We start from the raw sequence: 22180 nt of genomic DNA, 5'->3' as shown, positions 1-22180 counted from the left end.
CACTCCTTCTTGATTCCATCGCGACCGGAGGCTCAGGAGACGGCGCCGATCAGGCGGATCTGCTTTGAATCCGGAACTTCGTTGTAGGCGAGCACGTGCAGGTCGGGCAGCGACTGGCGGGTGAACTTCGCCAGCAGCGGCCGGAGTCCTGCCGGCACCAGCAGCACCGCGGGTTGTCCGGCCTGCGCCTGGCGCCGCACCTGGTCCGACAGCGACTGGTGCATGCGTTCGGCAAGTCCCGGTTCCAGCACCGCGCCACTTCCTTGCAGGCTGTCTTGCAGGACGCGTTCCAGTTGCGGAGCCAGGGTCAGGACCGGAAGCTCAGGTTCCAAGCCATTGATTTCCTGAACGATCTGGCGCGACAACGCGACACGCACCGCGCTCGCGAGGACGACGGGTTCCTGACTGCGCGGCGCGGCCTCCGCCAGTGCCTCGGCAATGCCGCGGAGGTTCTTGATCGGCACGCGCTCGGCCAGCAGGCTTTGCAGCACGCGCACGAACACGGCCAGCGGCAGCGCTTTCGGCACCAGGTCCTCGACCAGTTTCGGCGCCGATTTCTGCAGCGCGTTGAGCAGCGCCTGGGCTTCATCGAAGCCGAGCAGCTCGTGCGCGTGGTCCTTGATGATCTGCGACAGGTGCGTGGCCACCACCGTCGCCGGATCGACCACCGTGTAGCCCAGCGTCTGGGCGTGATCGCGGGCGCCGCGTTCGATCCACACGGCATCCAGCCCGAAGGTCGGGTCCTTGGTCGCGATGCCTTCGACGGTGCCGAACACGCGGCCCGGGTTCAGCGCCATGTCGCGGTCGGGATAGACCTGACCGCTGGCGATCGGCACGCCGTGCAGCGTGATGCGATAGGCGCTGGGGCTCAGTTCGAGGTTGTCGCGGATGTGCACCGGCTGGATCAGGAAGCCGATCTCCTGCGTCAGCTTCTTGCGCACGCCCTTGATCCGCGCCATCAGCTCGCCGCCCTGCTTGGCATCGACCAGCGGCACCAGCCGGTAGCCGACTTCGAGCCCGAGCGGATCTTCCTGGGTAACGTCGTCCCAGCCCAGCTCCTGCGGGGGTGCCACAACCGGCGCCGGCGGGTTCTTCGCGGTGGCGGCGCGCTGCTTGGCACGCTGGGCGGCCAGGTAGGCGATGCCGCCGCAGATCGCGGCCAGCGACAGGAACACGAGGTTCGGCATGCCCGGGATGATCCCGATCAGGCCGAGCACACCGGCGGTGACGCCGAGCACCTTCGGCTCGGCAAACACCTGCGTCATCACCTGCTGGCCCATGCGCCCGGACTTCGACATGCGGGTGACGAGGATCGCCACCGAGGTCGACATCAGCAGGCTCGGAATCTGGGCCACCAGACCATCGCCGATGGTCAGCAGCGTGTAGTTCTTCAGCGCTTCGCTGAAACCGAGGCCGTGGCTGATCGTGCCGATGAACAGGCCACCGACTATGTTGATGAACAGGATCAGGATGCCGGCGATGGCATCGCCGCGAATGAACTTCGAGGCACCATCCATCGAGCCGTAGAAGTCCGCTTCCTCGCGCACTTCCTCGCGCCGCGCCTTGGCTTCCTCGCGTGTCAACAAACCGGCGTTCAAATCCGCGTCGATCGCCATCTGCTTGCCGGGCAAGGCATCGAGCACGAAGCGCGCACTGACCTCGGACACGCGCTCCGCCCCTTTGGTCACGACCATGAAGTTGATCAGGGTCAGGATCACGAACACGATGAAGCCGATCGCGTAGTTGCCGCCCACGACGAAATGCCCGAAGGCCTCGATGACGTGGCCGGCCGCGGCGGCACCCTCGTGGCCATGCAGCAGCACGACGCGGGTCGACGCCACGTTCAGCGCCAGCCGCAGCAGGGTGACCAGCAGCAGCACGGTCGGGAACGCGCTGAATTCCAGCGGCCGCATCACGTAGACGACGGCCAGCAGGATCACGATCGCCAGCGCGATGTTGAAGGTGAACAGCAGATCCAGCACGAACGGCGCGAGCGGCACCACGATCATCGCGAGGATGACCATCAGCATCAGCGGCGCGCCCAGCCCGCGGGCGACGCTGTCGGGGCCGCGCAGGTTCTGGAGCAGACTGGTGATCGCGTTCGGCATCGGTCCTTCCGGAAAGGTCAGGACATGCCGGTGCACATCCTCGGAAGGCCGGGCTGCAAGTTCCGTTCTACGGCGAATCGGTCTTGCGGCGCGTCAAATCTGCGTCGAGCCGATCAACCGGGCGTGCTGACGATCGACCGCCGCGTGGCGGCCATCGGCGCTCGCTGCCGGCATCGCTGACGCTGCTGACCCCGGCATCGGCCGCCGGGTTCGGGGTTTTCGCAAATTGATGATTTTCCGAATTTTTTCCTGAGCCGGCGGCAACAGATTAAATCTCGATTCATCTGCACCTACCGTCACCTGCGGCGCGTAGACGCCAGTGCGGGATGGGAACGCGAATGTTCCCGGACCCGCTGCTTCATTCATTCATGACCCGAGGTTTCCACGTGCTCAAGAAGTCCCTGTTTGCCGCCGCGCTTGCTGCGGCCGGTTCCCTGCTTTCCATTGCCCATGCCCAGACCACCACGGCCGCGCTGCGCGTCATCGGTCTGACCGACGACCAGCGGCTGATCTCGTTCAACACGGCCGCGCCGCGCCTGACCACCCGCGAAATCGGCGTCATCGCCGGACTCGCTGCGGCCGACACGCAGATCGTCGGCATCGACTTCCGCATTCAGGACGGCCTGCTGTACGGCGTCGGCAACGGCGGCGGCGTCTATACGATCGACCTCGGCAACGCGACCGCGACGCGGGTCAACTCGCTGTCGACGCCGCTGGCGGGCAGCCGCTTCGGCGTCGACTTCAACCCGGCCGCCGATCGTCTGCGCATCGTCAGCGACAGCGGCCAGAACCTGCGTCACAACGTCAACGCCGGCGGCGTCACGCTGACCGACGGCCTGCTGAACAACGGCGCCGTGCCGCCGGTGACGACGCTGGGCGTGGCCAGTGCCGCGTACACCAACAACGATCTGGCCACCACCACCGGCACCGTGCTGTTCGACATCAACGCCGCCACCGGCTTCGTCGCGCTGCAGGCGCCGCCGAACGCGGGCGTGCTGGCCAACATCGGCGCGCTGCTGGTCGATGCCACCGGCGCGGCCACCCCGCTCGTCGGCCGCGTCGGCTTCGACATCTACACCCGTTCGAACCGCGCCGGCGTGACGGTCGGCAATGCCGGCTTCGCGGCGCTGACCACGGCCACCGGTACCGCGGTGTACTCGGTCGACCTTTCGAGCGGTGTGGCGTCCAGCATCGGCACGCTGGCCTCCGGCATCACGCTGGTTGATCTGGCGCTGCCGCTGAACCAGTAAGGCATCGGCGGAATTCCGGGCCGTCGCTGCCGACGGCCCTGTCCAGCGTCAGTCGGCCCTCGCCGGCTGACGCGGGTTGCATGGGCCGAGTGCCTGTCCGCTCAGCGCTCGGGTGGCTGGACCGCCGAGACGTCGCCGCCGTTCGCGGCGCTGGCATGACAGACACGATTGCGGCCGGTGCGCTTGGCCGTGTACAGCGCGCTGTCGGCGCGCTGCAGCAGGCTGGCCGTGGCCGTGACATCGCGCGGATAGCTCGCCACGCCGATCGAGATCGTGATCGGCGGCAGACGGCGATCACCAGCCGGAACCGGCATCGCTTCAACCTCGCGCCGCATCCGCTCGGCACAGCCGGCGGCGACCCCCGGCCCGGTATCCTCGATCAGCAGCACGAACTCCTCGCCCCCGAGCCGGAACGCGCCTTCATCGACGCGGCCGACCCGCAGCAGCAGTTCCGCCACCGCACACAGCACTTCATCGCCCACGTGATGGCCATGCTGATCGTTGATGCGCTTGAAGTGATCGATGTCGATCATCAGCAGCGAGAACGTGCGGCCGTTCCGGTGATGCTCGTTGATTCGCCGCTGCAGCACGGTATCGAAGTGGCGGCGGTTGAACAGACCGGTCAACGGATCCCGGATGGCCTGCCGGCGCAATTCCTCGCGCAGCCGGACACTGCCGATGGCCAAGCCGATCTTCTTGACGCAGTTGGCCACGGTCACCGGATCCGGCGGCATGATTTCCGCCTGCAAGCCCTCGCTCCACTCCAGGTGCAGCAGGCCGATGGTCTGGCCAAGCGCCATGATCGGCGCGCAGGTGTGCGGACGCAGCGACTGGGCGACGTGCGAGTCCTGCAGATGCGCGCACAGCGTCGGATGCTCCGGATCGTCGATGCGCAGCACTTCGCCGATCTGGATCGCCTCGCAGTCGCTGCAGCGCATCGTGCTGGGCGCGGTGCCGATGCAACCCCACTGCGCGAGCAGCGACAGGCTGGAACCGTTGCCGTCCGACAGCCAGATCGCGCCGCCGTAATGCTTGAAGATCGTCGGCACGAACCGCTCGATGATCTGGCCGGATTCCTCGAGCGTCCCCGCCTCCGGCAACCGGGTCATCATGTCGCCGAGCACGCGCTGCTCCTGATTGCGCCGCGCCCAGTTGCGCATCGAATGCTGCAACTGCGCCGTGCGTTCGCTGACCTTGCGTTCGAGGTCGGTCGCCAGCTGGCGCACCACCGACTCGGCGCGCTTGCGCTCGGATATGTCCTCGACCACGGCGACGTACAGCGCCGGCTGATCCGGCGCCAGCACCATGCGCGTCGCGGTGACCTTGACCCAGATGATCGAGCCGCGCTTGTGCAGGTAGCGCTTCTCGATCTCGTAGCCATCGATCTCGCCGTTGATCAGTGCTGCCGCCTGCTGGCGGTCGAGTTCGATGTCCTCCGGCACGGTGATCGCGCGGTGGTCCATCGTCAGCAGCGCTTCGCGGGCGTAGCCGGTCAGCGTGCACAGCCGCTGGTTGACGGTGTTCCACGTGCCATCGGCATTGAGCAGCGCCATGCCGACGGCGGCTTGCTCGAAGAAGCCGCGCAGCTTGCGTTCCGACTGGTCGAGCGCCGCCATCGCCAGCTTCTGCTCGGTGACGTCCTGCACCAGGCTGATCAGCGAGGTCGCGCGACCGCTGTCGTCACGCAGGATCGAGTTGTGCCACTGGCACCAGACGACCGTGCCATCGCGCCGGTAGTTGCGATTGCTGCTGGTGATCTGCGTTTCGCGGCCAAAGGTCATGTGGTGGACGACGCGGAGCACCGAGTCGATATCGTCGTCATGCACGAAATGCCAGTCGGCAACGCCTTTGCCAACGATTTCATTCGCAGGCCAGCCAAACATCGTCTCGGCCCGTGCCGACCAGCGCTTGACGCGCATGTCCGGTGTCCATTCGATCACCGCCAGCGGCGTGTTGGTGAAATGGAATTCGCGTACCCGTTCATGTTCGGCGGCCACCTGCTTGGCCACGACGCGATCGGTGATGTCGATCGACATGACCAGCAGCGCCGGCACCTTCGCCGCGTCGACCGACAGCCGACGAACCTGATGCAGCAGCCAGCGCTCGCTGCCGTCCTTGCGCCGCCAGCGCCGCTCGACCGAGTAGCCCTCGCGGTTGTGCTGATCGGCGAACAGCGTCCGTCCGCGATCACAGCGCAGCTCGCGCTCATCGACCGGCAACAGCTGCCGCAGCGGCTGCCCCTGCAGTTCGTCGATCGGATAGCCGGTCAGCTCGGCCATCCGGCTGTTGACCTCGATCCAGCATTCGTCGGTGCCGACGAGACCGATGCCGACGGTGGCGTTCTCGTAGACCGAGCGGAAGCGCTGCTCGCTTTCCGCCATCGCGGTGCGGCTCTCGCGTTCCATCGCCGCCAGCCGGAAATAGGCTGCGACGAGATTCTTCTGCTGCCGGGCCCAGTCGAACAGCAGCGCGGTCAGCAGGCCGTGGCCGAACCAGACATAGATCAGGGTTGCCGCCAGGAACTTACGACGCGGCTGGTCATCGGCGTGCGGCAGCAGGCCAACGGTGGTGACGGTCGCGAAGACCGCCCAGGCAGCGGCGCCGTAGCGGGCCGACAACGGATACGGCAGCAGGATCACCAGAAGCAGCGGCAGCACGCCGTAGTACGCGAACACCGGCATGAACATGCCCTGCCCGGGGTCTTCGAAGGTGTCGTCGACGAACAGCATGACGATGCGAAACAGCAGCAGCGCCGCGGTGATCGCCAGCAAGATCGCACTGGCGGCGGGATAGCTCAGGACACCGCGCTGAACCAGCAGCGCGTTCAGCAGCAGGAGCATGCCTGCGGGTGCGAACGGCACGACTTCCCACGGCTGGACGCCCGGATGCTGACCGAGGCTGTGGCTGGTCAGCAGGCAGATCACGCCGACGATCGCCGACGCGAGCACGACGATGCGCTGACGGTCGGCCAAGGCATCGCGGGCATCGACATCGATCAGGCGGCTATGTGCCCAAACCTTCATCCCTGGCGCTCCGTTCCGTAGTCCCCATCACTACCCAGATGGCGCCAGGTGACGCGAATCTGGCGGACTCTGCCCTGCCTGCAGGTTTCGTTCCCGACCGGCGTGCCGTTTCCGTGTGTGAACGTCGTGCCGATCGCCAGCGTCGATCGACCGCGCGAGGTGCGGGAGGCGAGACACGAGAGGCGATGCCCGGAGCCGCTGCCCGCAGCCGCTGCCCGGCGTCAGCGGTCCGGCGCTTCGTCGGTCGCGGCCGCGCCTGCCGGTGCAACGCCGCCATCCGGCTCCGGATCGGGTTCGCCACCCGGCACGTCGCCGACTTTCGGCAGCAGCGGACGGTTGCCGCCGCGCCAGGCCTTCAGCTGATAGACATAGGTCAGCACCTGCGCCACGGCGGCGTAGAGCGGCGCGGGAATCTCTTCTTCCAGATCGCAGCCGCGGTACAGCGCACGCGCCAGCGGCGGGGCCTCGATCGTGGTGATGCCATGCTGCCGGCCGAGTTCGCGAATGGCGAAGGCGACGGTATCGACGCCCTTGGCGATGACCTTCGGCGCACGCATCTTGCCGGCGCTGTACTGCAGCGCCACGGCGTAGTGCGTCGGGTTGGTGACGATGACATCGGCCTGCGGCACCTTGTCCATCATCCGGCGCTGGCTCAGCTCCTGCTGCATGCGGCGGATGCGGCCCTTGACCTCGGGGCGCCCTTCGCTCTGCTTGTATTCCTCGCGGATTTCCTGCCGCGACATCTTCAGTTGCTTGTAGTAGCTCCACAGCTGCCACGGCACGTCGATCGCCGCGATCAGGCCGAGTGCGGCCACCATCCAGACGAAGGTATGCACGACCATCGACAGGCCGTGGCCGATCGCCTGATGGCTGGCTTCGGTACCGAGCCCCAGCAGTTCCCCGCGCGAACCCCACCACGACAGCCCGGCGACCAGACCGACGAGGCAGAACTTGGCGAGGCTCTTGGCCAGTTCGACCAAGCTGTTCGACGAGAACATGCGGCCGAAGCCGGTGATCGGGTTCAGCCGGTTCAGATCGGGCTGGATTGCCTGCAGGCTGAAGTTCCAGCCGCCGATCAGCATCGGCGCCAGCAGCGCGGCCAGCAGCGTCGCGAACAGGATCGGGGCGACGATCACCAGCGCGGCCGCCAGCGTGCTGCCGAGCAGGGCCGGCATCCGCGATGGATCGGTGAGGGCTGCGGCATCGAAGCTCAGGCCGTTGCGCAGCAGCGCCTGGGCCTGACTGCCGATGCTGCCGCCGAGGCTTGCCATCAGGGCCGCGCCTGCGCCCATCACCACCGCCGTGGTCAGTTCGCGCGAACGCGGAACCTGGCCTTTCTCGCGGGCTTCGCGCTTGCGTTTTTCGGTGGCCGGTAAGGTTTTCTCTTCGGCGGAATCAGACATCGCCGCCTCCCGCCGTCGGCTGCGCGATCAACTGTCCGATCAGGGCAAACGCCTGATCAAGCAGCTGTTCCATCACCGCCTGAAGCGTCGGCAGGCTGAAGCGCAGCAGCAGCAGGCCGGCAGCGAGGGCGATCGGAAAGCCGACCGACATCGCGCTCAGCGCGGGCGCCGAGCGGCTCATGACGCCGAACGCGAGATTGACCAGCAGCAGCGCGATCACCACCGGCAGGCTGATCTGCACGCCGCCGACGAACAGCTGCCCGCCCCACAGTGCCAGCATGTGGAAGGCGTCGAGATCGAACCCCGGCGTGCCGACCGGCATCGTCTGGAAGCTCGTCGCCAGCGCCTCGATCAGCCGAAGATGCCCGCCGCTCGCGAGGAACAGCAGGGTACCGGCGATCATCAGCAGCTGGCCCACGACCGGCGTGCCGGCGCCACGCAGCGGGTCGACCAGCTGCGCAAAGCTCAGGCCCATGCCGTAGGCGGTCAGTTCGCCGGCCAGCACCACCGCTTCGAACACCAGCATCAGCACGAAGCCCATCGCGACCCCGATCAGCAGCTGCTTGACGGTCTCGAACCACCACGCGGCGGTGAAAGCCTCGATCAGCGGCGCTTCCGGCAGCATCGGCGCCAGCGCCAAGGTCAGCAGCACGGCGAGCGCGACGCGGATGCGCGCCGGCACCACGCGGGCGCCGAGCACCGGAGCGGTGGCCAGCACGCCGCCGATGCGCACCAGCGGCCAGAACCAGGCTTCGATCCAGCCCAGCACCTGCGCGTCGGAAAACGTCATGGCGCTGGCGTCAGTGAATCAGCGCGGGAATGCTGTCGTACAGCCGCTTGGTGTACTCGGTCAGCAGCCGCAGCATCCACGGCCCGGTGAACACCAGCACGGCGGCCGTCGCCAGCAGCTTCGGGATGAAGCTCAGGGTCTGCTCGTTGATCTGCGTGGCCGCCTGGAACACGCCGATCAGCACGCCGACGGCGAGTGCAGTCAGCAGCAGCGGCGCTGCCAGCATCAGCACCAGCTGCAGTGCCTGACTGCCGATGGTCAATACCGTTTCGGGAGTCATCGCCGATTCAACCGGTGACGAAGCTGGCCGCGAGCGTACCCATGACCAGCGACCAGCCATCGACCAGCACGAACAGCATCAGCTTGAACGGCAGCGAGATGATCACCGGGCTCAGCATCATCATGCCGAGGCTCATCAGCACGCTGGCGATCACCAGATCGATGATCACGAACGGAATGAACAGCAGGAAGCCGATCTGGAACGCGGTGGTCAGCTCGCTGGTCAGGAAGGCACTGGCCAGCACCGCGAACGGCACGTCGTCCGGCGTGTTGTACGGGCCGCTGCCGGCGATCTTGGCGAAGGTCATCAGATCGGCCTCGCGGGTCTGCGCCATCATGAAGCCGCGCATCGGCTTGGCCGCCGCCGCCAGCGCCGGCTCGAACGCCATCTGGCCGTCGAGATAGGGCTTGGCGGCATCGTCGTAGACCTTCTCGAACACCGGCTGCATGACGAAGAAGGTCAGGAACAGCGACAGGCCGATCAGGATCTGGTTCGACGGCGTGGCACCGGTGCCGAGGGCCTGACGCAACAGGCCGAGCACGACGACGATGCGGGTGAACGCTGTCATCGCCAGCAGGCCGGCCGGCAGCAGGGTCAGCGCCGTCATCAGGATCAGCACCTGAAGACTCAAGCTGTAGTTCTGGCCACCGCCGGCAGCGGGGCTGACATTCAGTGCCGGAAGGCCGGCGGCCTCGGCCATCGGGGCCACCATCGCCAGCAGTAGCGTCGCTGCGGATGCCGCGCGCGGCAGCAGGCGGCGACTCATGACTTCACCTGCTGACCGAGGGCGCGCTTCAGCGCTTCGGCAAAGGCCGTCGCCATCGGTGGCTGGCCGCTGCCGGCCGACGGAACCTCGGCAGCCGCCATCGCCGGCGCTTCCGGATAGACATGCAGCGTGCTGACGCCGCTGGCCGAAACGCCGATCAGCAGATGCGTGCCGCCGGCTTCGATCAGCAGCACCTTTTCCTTGGCGCCGACCTGCAGGCCGCCGTGGATGCGCAGGTTGGCCGGACCACCGGTGCGCACGCCCTGCAGGCGCTTCAGCACCCAGGCCAGCGCGAAGATCAGGCCGAGCACCACGATCAGCGACAGCGCGGTCTGGCCAAGCCCGGGCAAGGCCGCGGCAGCGGCGGATGAAGACGACGTCGACGCAGCGGTCGACAGGGCAACTGAAGGAGCCATGGAGAGAGCCATTGGGGGCGATGGCGCTCGGGGCTACTTCAGCTTGCGGATGCGTTCCGCCGGGCTGACGACATCGGTGAGCCGGACGCCGAACTTCTCGTTGACCACCACCACTTCGCCGTGCGCGATCAAGGTGCCGTTGGCGTAGACGTCCAGCGGCTCGCCGGCGGCGCGCTCGAGTTCGACCACCGAGCCCTGATTGAGCTGCAGCAGGTTGCGGATCGGAATGCGGGCGCGGCCCACTTCCATCGACAGCGTCACCGCGACATCGAGGATGACGTCGAGGTTGAACTCGTTGCCGAGGCCGCCGGCGTTCGCGGCGGAGCCTTCCAGATTCTGGAAGCTGGCGCGGGTGTAGTCCTTGTTGCTGCCGTTCTGCGGGGTGGTCATGGGATCGGGCTCGCGGGCGGTTTCGGGTGCGGAATTCGGAATGGGGTGGTCGGTCATGGGATCGCGTGTCGAAGCGGCGTCAGTGCAGCGCGTTGCTGCGCTGGCCGCGGCGGATCACTTCGGTGATGCGCACGGCGTTCTTGCCTTGCGAGGTGCCGAACGTGCCCTTGAACACCGGCATGTCCTCGACGCACAGCTCGATGGTCTTCGGCAGCTTCAGCGGCAGCACGTCGCCCGGCTTCAGCTGCATCAGCTCGCGGACGCTGACGGTCAGGCTGGCCAGCTGGCTGCCGATCTCGACTTCCGCGTCCTGCAGCTGCTCGCGCAGGTTCTGGCTCCAGCGTTCGTCCTTCTCGACCCGATCGGACTGCAGGCCGGTATCGAGCTGATCGCGGATCGGCTCGATCATCGAGTACGGGAAAGTGATGTGCAGATCGCCGCCGCCGCCTTCGAGTTCGATCTTGAAGCGCGACACGACGACGATTTCCGACGGGCTGACGATGTTCGCGAAGTGCGGATTGACTTCGGAATTCAGGTATTCGAAGTCGAGGTCCATCACCGGCGACCAGGCTTCCTGCAGATCGTGGAACGCCTGCTTCAGCAGCAGCTGGACCACGCGCATCTCGGTCGGCGTGAATTCGCGGCCTTCGATCCGGGTGTGAACCTTGCCGTCACCGCCGAAGAAGTTCTCGACCACCGAATACACCAGCCGCGGCTCGAAGATGAACAGCGCCGTGCCGCGCAGCGGCTTGACCCGGACCAGATTCAGGCTGGTCGGCACCAGCAGCGAGTGCGTGTATTCGCTGAACTTCGCCATCTCGATGCCGACGACCGACAGCTCCGGCGAACGCCGCAGCATGTTGAACAGGCCGATGCGGAACAGGCGCGCGAAGCGCTCGTTGATCATCTCCAGCGTCGGCAGGCGGCCGCGGACGATGCGGTCCTGGGTCGCGAAATTGAAGCTGCGTGCTTCGCCCGGCGCGGGCGGCGGCGCTTCGGTCTCGACCTTGCCGCTGTCGACGCCATGCAGCAGGGCGTCGATCTCGTCTTGGGAAAGCAGGTCTTGCATGGGAGTCGTCCGGTCGGTCGGGCCGCGCTTACTGCATGACGAAGCTGGTGAAGAACACTGCGTCGACACCGGCCTTGCCGGTCTCCTTGGTCAGGATCCGCTGGATCTCGGCCAGCACCTTGGCCTGCAGCGCTTCCTTGCTTTCGCGCGATGCGACATCGGCCGCGGACTGCTGGCTCAGCAGCATCAGCACCGAATTGCGGATCTGCGGGTTGTGCTGCTTCAGCGCGTCCTCGGTGGCGGCGCCGGAGACCTGCAATTCCATTTCGACCTGCAGGAAGTGCGAGGTGTCGTCGCCGCTCAGATTGACGACGAAGGCCGGCGTCAGCGGGTAGTAGCTGCTGCCACCGTGCTTGCCGCCCTTGGCTTTTTCGCCCCCGCCGCCGTGCTCGGGCTTCGGCGCTTCGCCGTGCTCGGCCGGTGCCGCCTCGGCGGATTCGCCCTCGCCTTCGGCAGCCGCCGCCGGCGCCGGATGCTTCGGCGTCAGGAAGAACACGGCGCCGCCGGAGATCGCCGCCGACGCCACGACGGCACCGATGATGATGAACAGGGTCTTCTTCGACTTCGGCGGTGCGGCGGCTTCGGCGGTGGACATGCGGGCAATCTCGTCTGCGGGTTTCGCAGGCGAGGGAGCAAGCCATGTGCCACGCCCACTGGAGTCCGAAACTGCAGCGGGATCAGTAGCTTGTGCCGAAGACGAGAAATTGACTCAGGCTTGTCGCGGACCGCCCGGAAACGGTCGCGACAAAAATGCGGCGCGCGCCGGATCGCCGCGGTCGGGCAGCGATCTGGTCAGCGCCGGCCGACCGTCAGGGCGTCGACGCGGTCGGCTCGGTGACGAAATAGAAATGCGCCGGCACATCGCGTTCGTCGAGGCGCTCGATCGGAATCGCCGCGCCGTCGAGCGTCAGTTGCAGCCGCGTGGCGCTACCGGAGGGCTGCGCCAGCGCCTGCGCCATCGCCTCGTCGAGGTTCGTGCCGTCGGTGGTCGAGATCCGCGCCAGTGCCCAGTCGAGATCGCGGTCGGTCAGCCAGCCGGGACCGCGCTGCGTGACCATCCACAGCCCGCCGCCTTCATCGAGCGCCACGCGCGAAACCTTGCCGGCCGGCTTGGCCAGATGGGTATCCAGCGCATCGCCGTCGGCCGGGGCGGACAGGATCAGCGGCGCGGCATCCAGAGCCATGTAGCCGCGCTGCGGTCCGTTCTGGAAGTACCAGCAGCCGCGGGCATCGAAGGCGTAGTTGGCGGCGATGGTCTCGATGATCTGCGGCCGGGTGATCAGCTCGCCGCGGATCAGCCAGCGACCGCGGCGATCCAGCCGCAGCCAGCCATACAGATGCGGCACATTCGGCCAGCGCTGCAGCGCACGGCGGGCCCAGTCCTCGATGCTCGGCTCGAAGGAAGGTTCGATCGGCGGCTCGGACGCAGCGCTCATCGACCACCACCCGCAGGGTTTGCGATATCGCGATTCGGCATGGATGTCAGGGGATTGCGGAGAATTCAGGGGCGGACACGGCGCTCGCGCAGCGTTCAGCGACTGCCGGGACCGACGGCGCGCACGGCGCTCGACAGGGTGCGGGCATCGGCCGACGGCAGCGGCAGATAGGTTGCGCGCATTTCGGACGCCAGTCGCTGCGCCACCGGCTGCTGCCGCGGCGAGGTGTCGACGAACAGCGTCGCGAAGCCGGCCGCGCGCAGGCGGCGCGAAGCGGCCATCGCATCGTCCTCGGCCTTGGCGCGACCGCCGGTGCCGTCACGCGCGACATTGGCGCGGCCGTCGGTCAGCAGCACGATGCCCGGCGTTTCGCCGCGGCGGGCGACGGCATCGGCCAGTTCGATCGCGGCATCGAGTGCCGTGGCCAGCGGCGTGCCGCCACCGCCCGGCAGGCCGGCGAGACTGCGCTTGGCCCGCGACAGCGAGCGCGTCGGCGGCAGCAGCACGTCGGCCGTGGTGCCGCGAAAGCCGATGATGGCAACGCGATCGCGCCGCACGTAGCAATCGGCCAGTAGCAGTTCGACTGCGCCCTTCGCTTCGGCCAGCCGGTTCATCGCGGACGAGCCGGAGGCATCGACGACGAAAATCGTCGTCGTCTCGCGCTTCTGCTGCAGCCGGGTGACATGGAAATCCTCGCGCCGCACCAGCACTTTCGGCGTCGGGAACGGACTCGGCGGACGCGTGGCCAGTTCGCGCTGGCGCAGGCGCTGCCACGGTGCCGCGGCCCGCAGGGTATCGATCACGCTGAGCCGCAAGCCGGCGCGCGGCTCGCCACGCAGCGCGCCGGCCGGTCGGCCGCGGGCCGCCAGCTTCTGCACCGCGCCGGACTTGCCGGACGCCCTCGCCTTGCCGGTTTTCGCGGCACCGGCCTGCAACTGCGCCAGCAGATTCGGCGGGATCGCGGCCTTGGTCGCTTCGAGGATCATGTCCTCGATCGCCTTTTCGAGGTCGAACGGCGGCGGCTCGTTGTCCTTCTCGCTGTCCTCGCCTTCCGGCGGCGGTTCGGGCGGCGCATCGGGTTCGGGTGGCTGTTCCGGCGGAGGCTCGGGCGGCGGTTCAGGTGGTGCTTCGGCGTCCGGCGGCGGTTCCGGCGGCGCTTCGCGCTGCGGCACCTGCGTGGCGCGCGGGGCCAGCACCAGACGCCCGGCGATCGACGCGTCTTCCTCGGTCGCAAGGTCGCGACCTTCGAGTGCGGCGATGACCCGCGTGGCGCGCGCCACCTGCTGCACCGCGCGCAGACCCGGAATGCCGAGGGCCAGTGCCGTGCCGCACAGCGCTTCGATCAGCGCTTCCGGCAATTGCACCTGCGCCAGCCGCGCACGGGCGGCGGCGATGGTGTCCGGCGCCGGCAGCTCCAGACCTTCATCGATGCCGCGCAGGTCGTGCAGGTCGACCAGGAACGCGAAACGGTCGACCAGCGCCGGCGCCACGACTTCATCCGGCTCGATGCCTTCATCGAGCGCGATGACGCCGATGCGGGCAGCGACGACCTGCGCCAGCCCTTCGCGCTCGATGCGCAGTTCGCCGTCGTCCAGCGCTGCGGCGAGCCGCGCGGCCATGCCGGTCGACACGCGTTCGGCCATCGCCAGCACCACGACGCCGCCATCGGCTTCGGCCAGCAGGCCGCGTTCGGCGATCGGCCGGCCCGCGGACAGGGTGGCCGACAGATCGAGCCCGCCGAGCAAGCGGCCATCGTTGATGTTCAGCGGCACCCGCCGCCACGGCGTGCCCGCCGGCAGCAGGCCGTGCACCAGGCCCAGCCAGCGCTCGCGGACCGGCCCCGGCAAGGCATGCAGCAGCACGCCGCCGAGCCCGGCCGGATCGACCGCGAACAGGGTCGCCGCCGTCGCGGCATCGGCCCAGCGCGTGCGGTCCTGCTCGGTCAGTTTCACCGGCTGCCGGTCCGTGCGCGCATCAGCTCGCGGCAAACACGTGCTGGATCGCGCGGTCGACGCGGACGCTGCTGCCGGCATCGTCGAGCGGATTGCGTCGCAGGCGGTGGCGCAGTGCCGGCGGCGCGATGCGCTTCAGGTGCTCGACGGTCACGGTCTTGGCGCCATCGAGTGCGGCGAGTGCCCGCGCAGCGCGCATCAGCGTCAGTTCGCCGCGCAGGCCGTCGGTGCCGAGCGCGAGGCACAGCTCGGCCGATTTCTCGAGCAGCGCATCGCTGACCACGAGGTTCGCCAGTTGCTTGCGGGCGCTGACGATGCGGCGCCGCACCTTGTCATCGTCCTTCTTCCAGCTTTCGATGAAGGCGGTGCGATCCTGCTCGAAGGCATCGCGGCGGCGGACGACGGCGACGCGCGACGCCAGATCCTTCGGCGTGCCGACCTCGACCGACAGGCCGAAGCGATCGAGCAACTGCGGCCGCAGTTCGCCCTCTTCCGGATTGCCGCTGCCCACCAGCACGAAGCGCGCGGGATGGCGCACGCTGAGGCCTTCGCGCTCGACCACGTTCTCGCCGCTGGCGGCGACATCGATCAGCAGATCGACCAGATGGTCTTCGAGCAGATTGACCTCGTCGACATACAGGAAGCCGCGGTGGGCGCGCGCCAGCAGGCCCGGTTCGAAGGCCTTGACGCCCTGCGACAGCGCCTTCTCCAGATCGAGCGCGCCGACCACGCGGTCTTCGGTCGCGCCGAGCGGCAGGTCGACCACCGGCACCGGCACGAGATGGGTCTTCTTCCGGGCGTTGCCGAGCTTCGCGAGGCTTTCGGCGCAGGCTTCGCTGCGGTCATCCGGCGCACAGTGATAAGGGCAGCCGATCACCGCTTCCATCGGCGGCAGCAGCGCGGCGAGCGCACGCACGGCGGTCGATTTGCCGGTGCCGCGATCACCGAACACCATGACGCCACCGATCGACGGATCGACCGCCGCGATCAGCAGCGCCAGCTTCATCTCGTCCTGGCCGACGATCGCGGAAAACGGGAACGGCTGAGCCATGGGCAGGCTATCCTCGGCGCAAAACTGAAAGGAAAAGAGCGTGTTGGCGAGCTTAGCAAACCCGTTTCCTGACCAGTGTCAATTTCTGTTGATACCGCACGATTGCAAACTGGACACTCGCGCGCGAACCCGCATCGCGCGCGCGGCCCGTGGGCCGGATTGTCGCCAGTGAGCTTGGCCGATCGCCTGAAGCTCGGCACCCACGCGCTGCATCGCGAGGTCGAACGCAGCGGGATGATGCCGGCCTTCCTGCGCGGCACGATCAGCCGCGAGCGCTACTGCCTGCTGCTGCGCAACCTGCACGCGATCTATTCCAGCCTTGAAGCCGCCCTGACCGAGCACCGGCAGTCTCCGGCGATCGAGGCCATCCACAGTCCGGCGCTGGCGCGCAGTGCCGCGCTTGCAGCCGATCTCGATCATCTGCACGGCAGCGGCTGGCAGACCGCCTTGCCGCTGACGACGCCGGCACGGCGCTACGCCGCGCACCTGCAGGCGCTGGCGGCAGAGGCGCCGTCGAAACTCGTGGCGCACGCCTACGTGCGCTATCTCGGCGATCTCAACGGCGGGCAGATTCTGCGGCGCATCGCGCGCGCTGCGCTGCGGCTGCCGGAAACCGGCGACGGCACGCGCTTCCACGAATTCGCCGCGCCCGGCGTCGATGCGCTGGCCGCGGCGTTTCGCGCCGGGCTCGATCACATCGTGCTGCCGGAAGCGGAACTCGACGCCATCGTGCACGAAGCGCAATGCAGCTTTCGCCTGCATGCCGAGCTGTTCGAAGCGCTGGCGGCGGCCTGATCGCGCGCGTCGGCGGCTAGTCGCCGCGAACGTAGCTGCGCAGTTGGCGATACAGCGCCGCCGCGCGCTGGGCCGAAACTTCCAGTTCCTCCAGCAGCGGCGCCACGCCGCTTTCGCTGGCGGCGTCGGCAATCTCCATCGCGGCGACATTGGCATTGGCGAGAATCGCGGCCATGACCTCGTCCGGCTCGCGCAGCGGACTGCCGCCCTGCGACTGCAGCGATTCGCTGCGCTCGGTCTGCAGGATCGCGCTTTCGAAGTGCCGCCGGGCCGACTCGACACGCTTGCGCGCGGTGAGGTCGGTCAGGATCAGGATGAAGCCGAGAATCGACGAGCCCTGCCCGGCCACGACATCGGCCCGCGCCGCGAGTGGCAGCGCTTCGATGCCGGCAGTCACCAGCGACACCTCGCCGCGCCAGCCCAGGCGCTCGCGCTGCAGCCGCCACAGCATGGCGCGCACTTCCTCGGGCTCGACGAACAGGCCGGCGAGATCGTCGAGCGTCTGCAGCTGCGCCGCCGGGCTGCCGGGCAGACGCTGGAAGGTTTCGTTCGAGAACAGGATGCGGCCGGCCGGATCGGCGATCACCACCGGATCCTTCGAGTTGCCGACCTGCGAGCGCACCAGATCGAGCTGATGCTGGGCAATCAGCAGCCGCACCGCCTGGATCTGCAGGATGATGTCCGACAGCGAGTGGCCGATCGCCCGAGCCAGCACGGTTTCGGCGCGCGTCCACGGTGCGGCCGTGCCGCGCACGATTTCCGACCACGCCGCGAACGAGCGCCGCGGCGACAGCGTCATCGGATCATCGTTGATCAGCGGCTTCGCCGGATCACCGGCCCAGGTGTATTCGCAGGGCTGCTCGGGCCGGAACCACATCAGGTAATCCGGACGCGACGGCGACAGGGTCACCGCCATCACGCCGCTGGCCGTCGGTGCCATCGCCGCGAATGCCGGGTTCTTGCGCACGACCGAGGAACAGGTGAACACGGTATCGAAGGTCTGCGAACCGACCCACTGCATCAGCGCCCGCAGGTCCGGCGTCGATGGCACATCGCCGGCGGTCATGATCTCGCCGTCGTGGAACAGCGCCGCGCCCGTCGCATCGATCGGCGTCAGCAAGGTGCGCGGATTGCGGAACAGCGCCTGCCGCCAGTCGCCATCGGTCGACGTCGCCTCGATCAGCCGCAGTTCCAGCCGCTTGACCAGCACCTCGACCTGCGACTGCACGTAGTTCTCGATCGCCGCGATCCGGGTCGAGATCACTTCCGCCAGCAGTTCGAGCACGGCGCGCGCCGCGTACGGCACGTAGCGCGGCGAATAGTGGTGGCAGGCGATCAACCCCCACAGCCGCCCCTCGCGCACCAGCGACACCACCAGCGTGCCGGTCACGCCCATGTTCTTCAGGTACTGCAGATGCAATGGCGACATGCTGCGCAGGTGGCACAGCGACATGTCCAGCTCGTCGCCGGACGGCAAGGTGCGCGGCAGCAGCGGCACCGGCTCGTAATGGACATCGACCAGCACGCGCACGCGATTGCGGATGTACAGCTCGCGCGCCCGCTGCGGAATGTCGGTGGCGGGATAGTGATGGCCGAGCAGCGATTCCAGCCGCGGCTCGCGCGCCTCGGCGATGATCTCGCCGTGACCATCCGGATCGAACTGGTAGACCATCACCCGGTCGTAGCCGGTCATCTCGCGCACGCAGCTGACGATGGCGTTCGACAGCGATGGCAGATTCAGCGCGCTGCTGAACTTCTTGACCGCCGCTGCCACGTCGGCGTGGCCGATCGGCCGGGTCGACTCGTAGCGACGACCGCCGACCACGGTATCGCCGTCGCGGCGTTCGAGTTCGACGATCAGACAGCCCTGACGCCGATGCAGCGTGCCTTCCAGTGCAGTCCCGCGAATGCCGTCGTCGACCGTGCAGCGCAGCGGCGTCGGCTCGTCGAGGCTGTCGCTGACGCGCATCGATTCCAGCCGCCGCGGCAGGTCACCGCCGAGGCGCGACAGCGGCTGTCCGAGCAACTCGCCGGCCGCCAGCCCGACGAACTCGGCGGCGTTGACCGTGGCCTGCACGATCCGCTGCGTCGCTTCGTCCACCACCAGGAGAACGCCATGCGGCTGGATTGATCCGGCGAGGTGGATCAGCTCGCGCTCGCAATTGCTGAGAGTGGCTTCGCCGAAAGCGGGACTGGCCAGCGCTTCGTTCATGCTCTTCCTCCCATCCTCGAGGTGCCGGATCGCGCTGCCTGCAGACGATCTGCCGGAGGCTGGAGTGTATAGCGTCCGCCGCGACTGTCCGTCGCGGAATTGCTGCAACGCAAAAACGGCGGGCGCGTCGGCAGCCCTGCTGAGGGGACGGATTCCGCGCTGTGCGACCGCGAGTGGGGACTGCCGACGACGATCAGTGGACCGATGGGTCCGGCGAGTCCGGCTTGGTCAGCAGCACGCGGCCGGTGCCCTGTGCCTGGCGGATGATGAAGCCGAACGATTCGTCGTCGCCTTCGGGCTGGCAGGCGGCCGAGACTTCAACCGCGACGCGGCGTCCGTCGAATCGGCGCAGCGCGCTGAGCACCTGCCGCGTCGACGAATCGCGGCGCAGCGACTGCAGCAGGCGGTCGAAATCCTGAACCGTGGCGCCGAGCCAGTTCGACAGCGATTGACCGAGCACCTTGACCCCGGGCGACATCTCCGCAAGCCGCAGGAACGCCGGGTTCGACATCTGGATGCGACCGGCCCCGTCGGTGATGACGATCGCGTCGGGGCTGATCCGCATCAACGAGGTCAATCGTGCGCCAGCCTGCGGGACCTGCCAGTCCGGATCCAGTGGCCGAACGCGCATCAGCAGCGAGGTATTGGCCTCGGTCCGCAGCGGCGTGATCGAGACATGCACCATGCCGCGATGCTCCGGCAGCAGCGCTTCCGCTTCGCCGGCGCGGCCGCCGAGGCGCGCGGCGGCAAACAGTTCGTTGATCTCCGCGCGTGATTGCTCGTGCAGCGGCAAGGTCGCACGCTTGCCGATGATCTGGTCGAGCGGCAGGCCGAACAGGCGGGCCGCGGCGCGGTTGGCATCGACCACATTCAGCGAGGTCGCGTCGATCACCATCACGGCGTCGGTCGCGATCTGGAACAAGAGCTGATAACGCGTCTCGCTCTGGCGACGCTGCCAGTAGTCGCGTTCCATTTCCTGTTGGGCATGCAGCAGCCGCTGCTGCAGCGCCGAGACCACGCTCATGTCGCGGCCGACGACCAGCACCGGGCCTTCGCGGCCCAGCCGCACGGCGGAATACGCGATCGGAATGTCGATGCCGAGCCGCGAGGGATGATTGACCTGGCGCGAGCGCGACAGCCCGGTCGACGCCGCATCGGCCAGCAACTGCTCGACCTTGCGCCGGGTCTCGCCGGTGACGGTGTCGACCAGCGGGCGGCCCAGCCACTCGTCCGCCATCGAGCGCACCGGCTCGGTACCGCCGATCGAAATCTGCCGGATCACGCCATCGCCATCGACGACCAGCGCGATGTCGCTGCCGACCGATACCAGCATCTCGGCCACTTCCGGTGCCAGACCGGACAGTGCCCCGAGATCGCGTTCACGCATCGTCACGGGCGCCCCCATGCGGAGGCCCGACAGTTCATCAAGGTGGATCGGACGCTCAAGCAGGAGGCCTCAAGATCGTTCGACCATTCGAACGGTTTAGCCAGGACAGCGGGGTTTACCAAAGCCCGTGCGCGAAAAGGCGCCGGAGATGGCAGACGAAGGGCAGTGCGGCAACGCACAAGCGAGTACGGTACACCAAGGGCACTGGTGCGGGAAGCAATCGTGCCGGCTGGCATGTGCCGACTGTCGCCGTTCGACCAGGCGTGCATGGGTACCTCGGTGCCGCGTGAACCGTACCGATGGAAGGCCGTCCCGTCCGATGACCCGGACAGCGGACGGACCGTGCAGCCTGTCAGCGCCAGCGTCGTCGCAGATCCGCCAGATGCCCGATCAGCGAGCCGGTCAGCGCCAGCGCGATCCAGTGCCAACCCGCTCCGGACAGGGCTGCCCGCAAGGCCAGCAGCAGACAGAATCCGGACAGCAGGTTGACGATCAGATCGACCGGCGCCGGTCCGCGCGCCTTGAGCTGATGCAGCGAGATCAGCAGCACCGCTTCGGCCAGCATCACGAACAGCACCAGATCGACGACCCGGCCGCTGGCGAAGAAGTGTTCCATCGTCGTCGTGATCCGCTCAGGCCCGCGCGAAACCGACGAGATGAGCCAGATCCTTGAAGAAGATGCGCACGTGCGCCATCGGCTTCTTCCGCGCGAGCTTCTTGTTCATGTACGACTCGAAGGTCAGCTTCTGCACGTCCTTGTCGAGGCAGATCTTGACGAAGCTTTCGCGGCGCTTTTCGGTGGAGTACCAGAACCGCTGCATGATGCCGAGGATGAAGAAGACGAAGCCGTGATCGCGCATGAAGCGCTTGCGCGCCAGCTTCAGCGAGCGGACATCGCCGGTGATCAGCAGCTGATGCACGGCCTGCGCGGCCAGCTCGCCACCGAGCATCGCGTAGTAGATGCCCTCGCCCGAGGCCGGCGCGACGACGCCGGCGGCATCGCCAGCCAGAACCACGTCGCGGCCGTTGTCCCAGCGCTTCAGCGGCTTCATCGGAATCGGCGCGCCTTCGCGCCGCAGCGTTTCGCAGCCATCGAGCCCGGTCTTCGCGCGCAGTTCACCGATCGACGTGCGCATCGAGAAGCCCTTGTGGGCGCTGCCGGTGCCGATGCTGACGGTATCGCCGTGCGGGAAGATCCACGAGTAGAAATCGGGTGACAGCGCGCCGCGGTAGATGACATCGCAGCGCCGCGCGTCGTAATCCAGCGTCGGTTGTGCCTTCGGCGCGCGCACGATCTCGTGATACGCGAACACGAACTTCATGCGATCGGCGCCGCGCACCGTCTGCCGCGCCACCAGCGACTTCGCGCCATCGGCACCAATGACGCTGCGGGCGCGCAGGCTCAAGGTCACGCCGCCTTTCGCGGCGTGACCCGGCCGGTAGTGGATCAGCGCGGTGCCGTCGGCGTCGCGCGTCAGCTCCTCGAACGTGCCGATGCGCCGCTCCGCGCCGTTGGTGGCGGCACGCACGCGCAGCCATTCATCGAAGGCTTCGCGGTCGACCATGCCGACATACCCGTTGTCGATCGGAATGTCGACGTTGCGGTCGCTCGGCGAGACCATCCGCGCCGACGTGATCTTGGCGACCAGCATGTCGTCCGGAATCTGGTAGTCGCGAATCGCGCGCGGCGGAATCGCGCCGCCGCAGGGCTTGGTGCGTCCGTCGCGATCCAGCAACAGCACCTTGTGACCCAGCTTGGCCAGTTCGTTCGCCGCGGTCGCGCCGGAAGGCCCGCCGCCGACGACGACGACATCCCAGGTTTCAATCGGCATCGGGTTCAGCGACATGGCAC

General features: G+C 67.7%; 18 protein-coding genes and 1 pseudogene. 2 read left to right on the top strand and 17 right to left on the bottom strand.

Features of this window, described 5'->3' with window-relative positions; translation table 11 throughout:
* Positions 1-32 precede the first annotated feature (32 nt).
* The gene (gene flhA / locus QZ951_RS06585; RefSeq protein ID WP_292999738.1) at positions 33-2108 is read right to left on the bottom strand and encodes a flagellar biosynthesis protein FlhA; all 2076 of its coding nucleotides are present in this window, start codon (positions 2106-2108) and stop codon (positions 33-35) included.
* A 368-nt stretch (positions 2109-2476) separates the two neighbouring features.
* Here flhA and QZ951_RS06580 point away from each other — a divergent pair, with 368 nt between their 5' ends.
* A complete protein-coding gene (locus tag QZ951_RS06580; RefSeq protein WP_292999737.1) occupies positions 2477-3358 on the top strand; it encodes a DUF4394 domain-containing protein in 882 nt (293 codons plus the stop codon).
* A gap of 101 nt (positions 3359-3459) precedes the next feature.
* Here the strand turns inward: QZ951_RS06580 and QZ951_RS06575 are convergent, their stop codons facing one another.
* The 12 genes and pseudogenes from QZ951_RS06575 to bchI all read right to left on the bottom strand — a co-directional run bounded on the left by QZ951_RS06575 (position 3460) and on the right by bchI (position 15934).
* A complete protein-coding gene (locus QZ951_RS06575) occupies positions 3460-6381 on the bottom strand; it encodes a PAS domain S-box protein (protein ID WP_292999736.1) in 2922 nt (973 codons plus the stop codon).
* Positions 6382-6602: 221 nt separating this feature from the next.
* On the bottom strand, positions 6603-7784 hold the full coding sequence (gene flhB, locus QZ951_RS06570; protein WP_292999735.1) for a flagellar biosynthesis protein FlhB: 1182 nt from the start codon (positions 7782-7784) through the stop codon (positions 6603-6605).
* A complete protein-coding gene (gene fliR, locus QZ951_RS06565; protein WP_292999734.1) occupies positions 7777-8574 on the bottom strand; it encodes a flagellar biosynthetic protein FliR in 798 nt (265 codons plus the stop codon). Before fliR ends, flhB begins: the two co-directional genes overlap by 8 nt.
* A 10-nt stretch (positions 8575-8584) precedes the next feature.
* Entirely contained in the window at positions 8585-8854 is a 270-nt protein-coding gene (gene fliQ / locus QZ951_RS06560) for a flagellar biosynthesis protein FliQ (RefSeq protein WP_292999733.1), read from the bottom strand.
* Between the two features lie 7 nt (positions 8855-8861).
* Positions 8862-9566 (bottom strand): flagellar type III secretion system pore protein FliP, encoded by a 705-nt coding sequence (gene fliP, locus QZ951_RS06555; RefSeq protein ID WP_366943827.1) that lies wholly within the window; start codon positions 9564-9566, stop codon positions 8862-8864.
* Positions 9567-9616: 50 nt separating this feature from the next.
* Positions 9617-10036 carry a flagellar biosynthetic protein FliO gene (gene fliO, locus QZ951_RS06550; RefSeq protein ID WP_292999731.1) on the bottom strand — a complete coding sequence of 140 codons (420 nt, stop codon included), beginning with the start codon at positions 10034-10036 and terminating at the stop codon, positions 9617-9619.
* A gap of 33 nt (positions 10037-10069) precedes the next feature.
* A pseudogene (gene fliN / locus QZ951_RS06545) lies at positions 10070-10342 on the bottom strand (flagellar motor switch protein FliN); the annotation flags it as partial.
* Positions 10343-10505: 163 nt separating this feature from the next.
* Positions 10506-11495, bottom strand: a complete 990-nt coding sequence (fliM, locus tag QZ951_RS06540) for a flagellar motor switch protein FliM (RefSeq protein WP_292999729.1) — start codon at positions 11493-11495, stop codon at positions 10506-10508.
* Positions 11496-11523: 28 nt separating this feature from the next.
* Positions 11524-12090, bottom strand: a complete 567-nt coding sequence (locus QZ951_RS06535; protein WP_292999728.1) for a flagellar basal body-associated FliL family protein — start codon at positions 12088-12090, stop codon at positions 11524-11526.
* Between the two features lie 214 nt (positions 12091-12304).
* Positions 12305-12931 carry a DUF2946 family protein gene (locus QZ951_RS06530; RefSeq protein ID WP_292999727.1) on the bottom strand — a complete coding sequence of 209 codons (627 nt, stop codon included), beginning with the start codon at positions 12929-12931 and terminating at the stop codon, positions 12305-12307.
* Positions 12932-13026: 95 nt separating this feature from the next.
* Complete coding sequence (locus QZ951_RS06525) at positions 13027-14883, bottom strand: magnesium chelatase subunit D (RefSeq protein WP_292999726.1); 1857 nt, start codon at positions 14881-14883, stop codon at positions 13027-13029.
* Positions 14884-14905: 22 nt separating this feature from the next.
* Positions 14906-15934: a magnesium chelatase ATPase subunit I gene (gene bchI, locus QZ951_RS06520; RefSeq protein WP_292999725.1), complete on the bottom strand. Its 1029-nt coding sequence runs from the start codon at positions 15932-15934 to the stop codon at positions 14906-14908.
* A gap of 168 nt (positions 15935-16102) precedes the next feature.
* Here bchI and QZ951_RS06515 point away from each other — a divergent pair, with 168 nt between their 5' ends.
* Positions 16103-16729 (top strand): heme oxygenase (biliverdin-producing), encoded by a 627-nt coding sequence (locus tag QZ951_RS06515; protein ID WP_292999724.1) that lies wholly within the window; start codon positions 16103-16105, stop codon positions 16727-16729.
* Positions 16730-16745: 16 nt separating this feature from the next.
* Here QZ951_RS06515 and QZ951_RS06510 read toward each other — a convergent pair whose 3' ends face one another.
* The 4 genes from QZ951_RS06510 to QZ951_RS06495 all read right to left on the bottom strand — a co-directional run bounded on the left by QZ951_RS06510 (position 16746) and on the right by QZ951_RS06495 (position 22175).
* Positions 16746-18941, bottom strand: coding sequence for a GAF domain-containing protein (locus QZ951_RS06510; RefSeq protein ID WP_292999723.1), 2196 nt, complete (start codon positions 18939-18941; stop codon positions 16746-16748).
* Positions 18942-19134: 193 nt separating this feature from the next.
* Positions 19135-20328: a transcriptional regulator PpsR gene (gene ppsR / locus QZ951_RS06505; protein ID WP_292999855.1), complete on the bottom strand. Its 1194-nt coding sequence runs from the start codon at positions 20326-20328 to the stop codon at positions 19135-19137.
* A 352-nt stretch (positions 20329-20680) separates the two neighbouring features.
* Entirely contained in the window at positions 20681-20944 is a 264-nt protein-coding gene (locus QZ951_RS06500) for a hypothetical protein (RefSeq protein WP_292999722.1), read from the bottom strand.
* A gap of 16 nt (positions 20945-20960) precedes the next feature.
* On the bottom strand, positions 20961-22175 hold the full coding sequence (locus QZ951_RS06495) for a geranylgeranyl diphosphate reductase (protein WP_292999721.1): 1215 nt from the start codon (positions 22173-22175) through the stop codon (positions 20961-20963).
* Positions 22176-22180: the final 5 nt, after the last annotated feature.

The sequence above is a fragment of the Nevskia sp. genome (assembly GCF_021732705.1).
Taxonomy (GTDB): domain Bacteria; phylum Pseudomonadota; class Gammaproteobacteria; order Nevskiales; family Nevskiaceae; genus Nevskia.
Note: the sequence above shows the minus strand (reverse complement) of the source record. Positions and strands in the feature narration are given on the sequence as shown.

Excerpts from the sequence above, each read along its gene's own strand:
- flhA (WP_292999738.1), bottom strand. The coding sequence starts at position 2,108 with ATGCCGAACGCGATCACCAGTCTGCTCCAGAACCTGCGCGGCCCCGAC.
- QZ951_RS06580 (WP_292999737.1), top strand. The coding sequence starts at position 2,477 with ATGACCCGAGGTTTCCACGTGCTCAAGAAGTCCCTGTTTGCCGCCGCG.
- QZ951_RS06575 (WP_292999736.1), bottom strand. The coding sequence starts at position 6,381 with ATGAAGGTTTGGGCACATAGCCGCCTGATCGATGTCGATGCCCGCGAT.
- flhB (WP_292999735.1), bottom strand. The coding sequence starts at position 7,784 with ATGTCTGATTCCGCCGAAGAGAAAACCTTACCGGCCACCGAAAAACGC.
- fliR (WP_292999734.1), bottom strand. The coding sequence starts at position 8,574 with ATGACGTTTTCCGACGCGCAGGTGCTGGGCTGGATCGAAGCCTGGTTC.
- fliQ (WP_292999733.1), bottom strand. The coding sequence starts at position 8,854 with ATGACTCCCGAAACGGTATTGACCATCGGCAGTCAGGCACTGCAGCTG.
- fliP (WP_366943827.1), bottom strand. The coding sequence starts at position 9,566 with ATGGTGGCCCCGATGGCCGAGGCCGCCGGCCTTCCGGCACTGAATGTC.
- fliO (WP_292999731.1), bottom strand. The coding sequence starts at position 10,036 with ATGGCTCCTTCAGTTGCCCTGTCGACCGCTGCGTCGACGTCGTCTTCA.
- fliM (WP_292999729.1), bottom strand. The coding sequence starts at position 11,495 with ATGCAAGACCTGCTTTCCCAAGACGAGATCGACGCCCTGCTGCATGGC.
- QZ951_RS06535 (WP_292999728.1), bottom strand. The coding sequence starts at position 12,090 with ATGTCCACCGCCGAAGCCGCCGCACCGCCGAAGTCGAAGAAGACCCTG.
- QZ951_RS06530 (WP_292999727.1), bottom strand. The coding sequence starts at position 12,931 with ATGAGCGCTGCGTCCGAGCCGCCGATCGAACCTTCCTTCGAGCCGAGC.
- bchI (WP_292999725.1), bottom strand. The coding sequence starts at position 15,934 with ATGGCTCAGCCGTTCCCGTTTTCCGCGATCGTCGGCCAGGACGAGATG.
- QZ951_RS06510 (WP_292999723.1), bottom strand. The coding sequence starts at position 18,941 with ATGAACGAAGCGCTGGCCAGTCCCGCTTTCGGCGAAGCCACTCTCAGC.
- ppsR (WP_292999855.1), bottom strand. The coding sequence starts at position 20,328 with ATGCGTGAACGCGATCTCGGGGCACTGTCCGGTCTGGCACCGGAAGTG.
- QZ951_RS06500 (WP_292999722.1), bottom strand. The coding sequence starts at position 20,944 with ATGGAACACTTCTTCGCCAGCGGCCGGGTCGTCGATCTGGTGCTGTTC.
- QZ951_RS06495 (WP_292999721.1), bottom strand. The coding sequence starts at position 22,175 with ATGTCGCTGAACCCGATGCCGATTGAAACCTGGGATGTCGTCGTCGTC.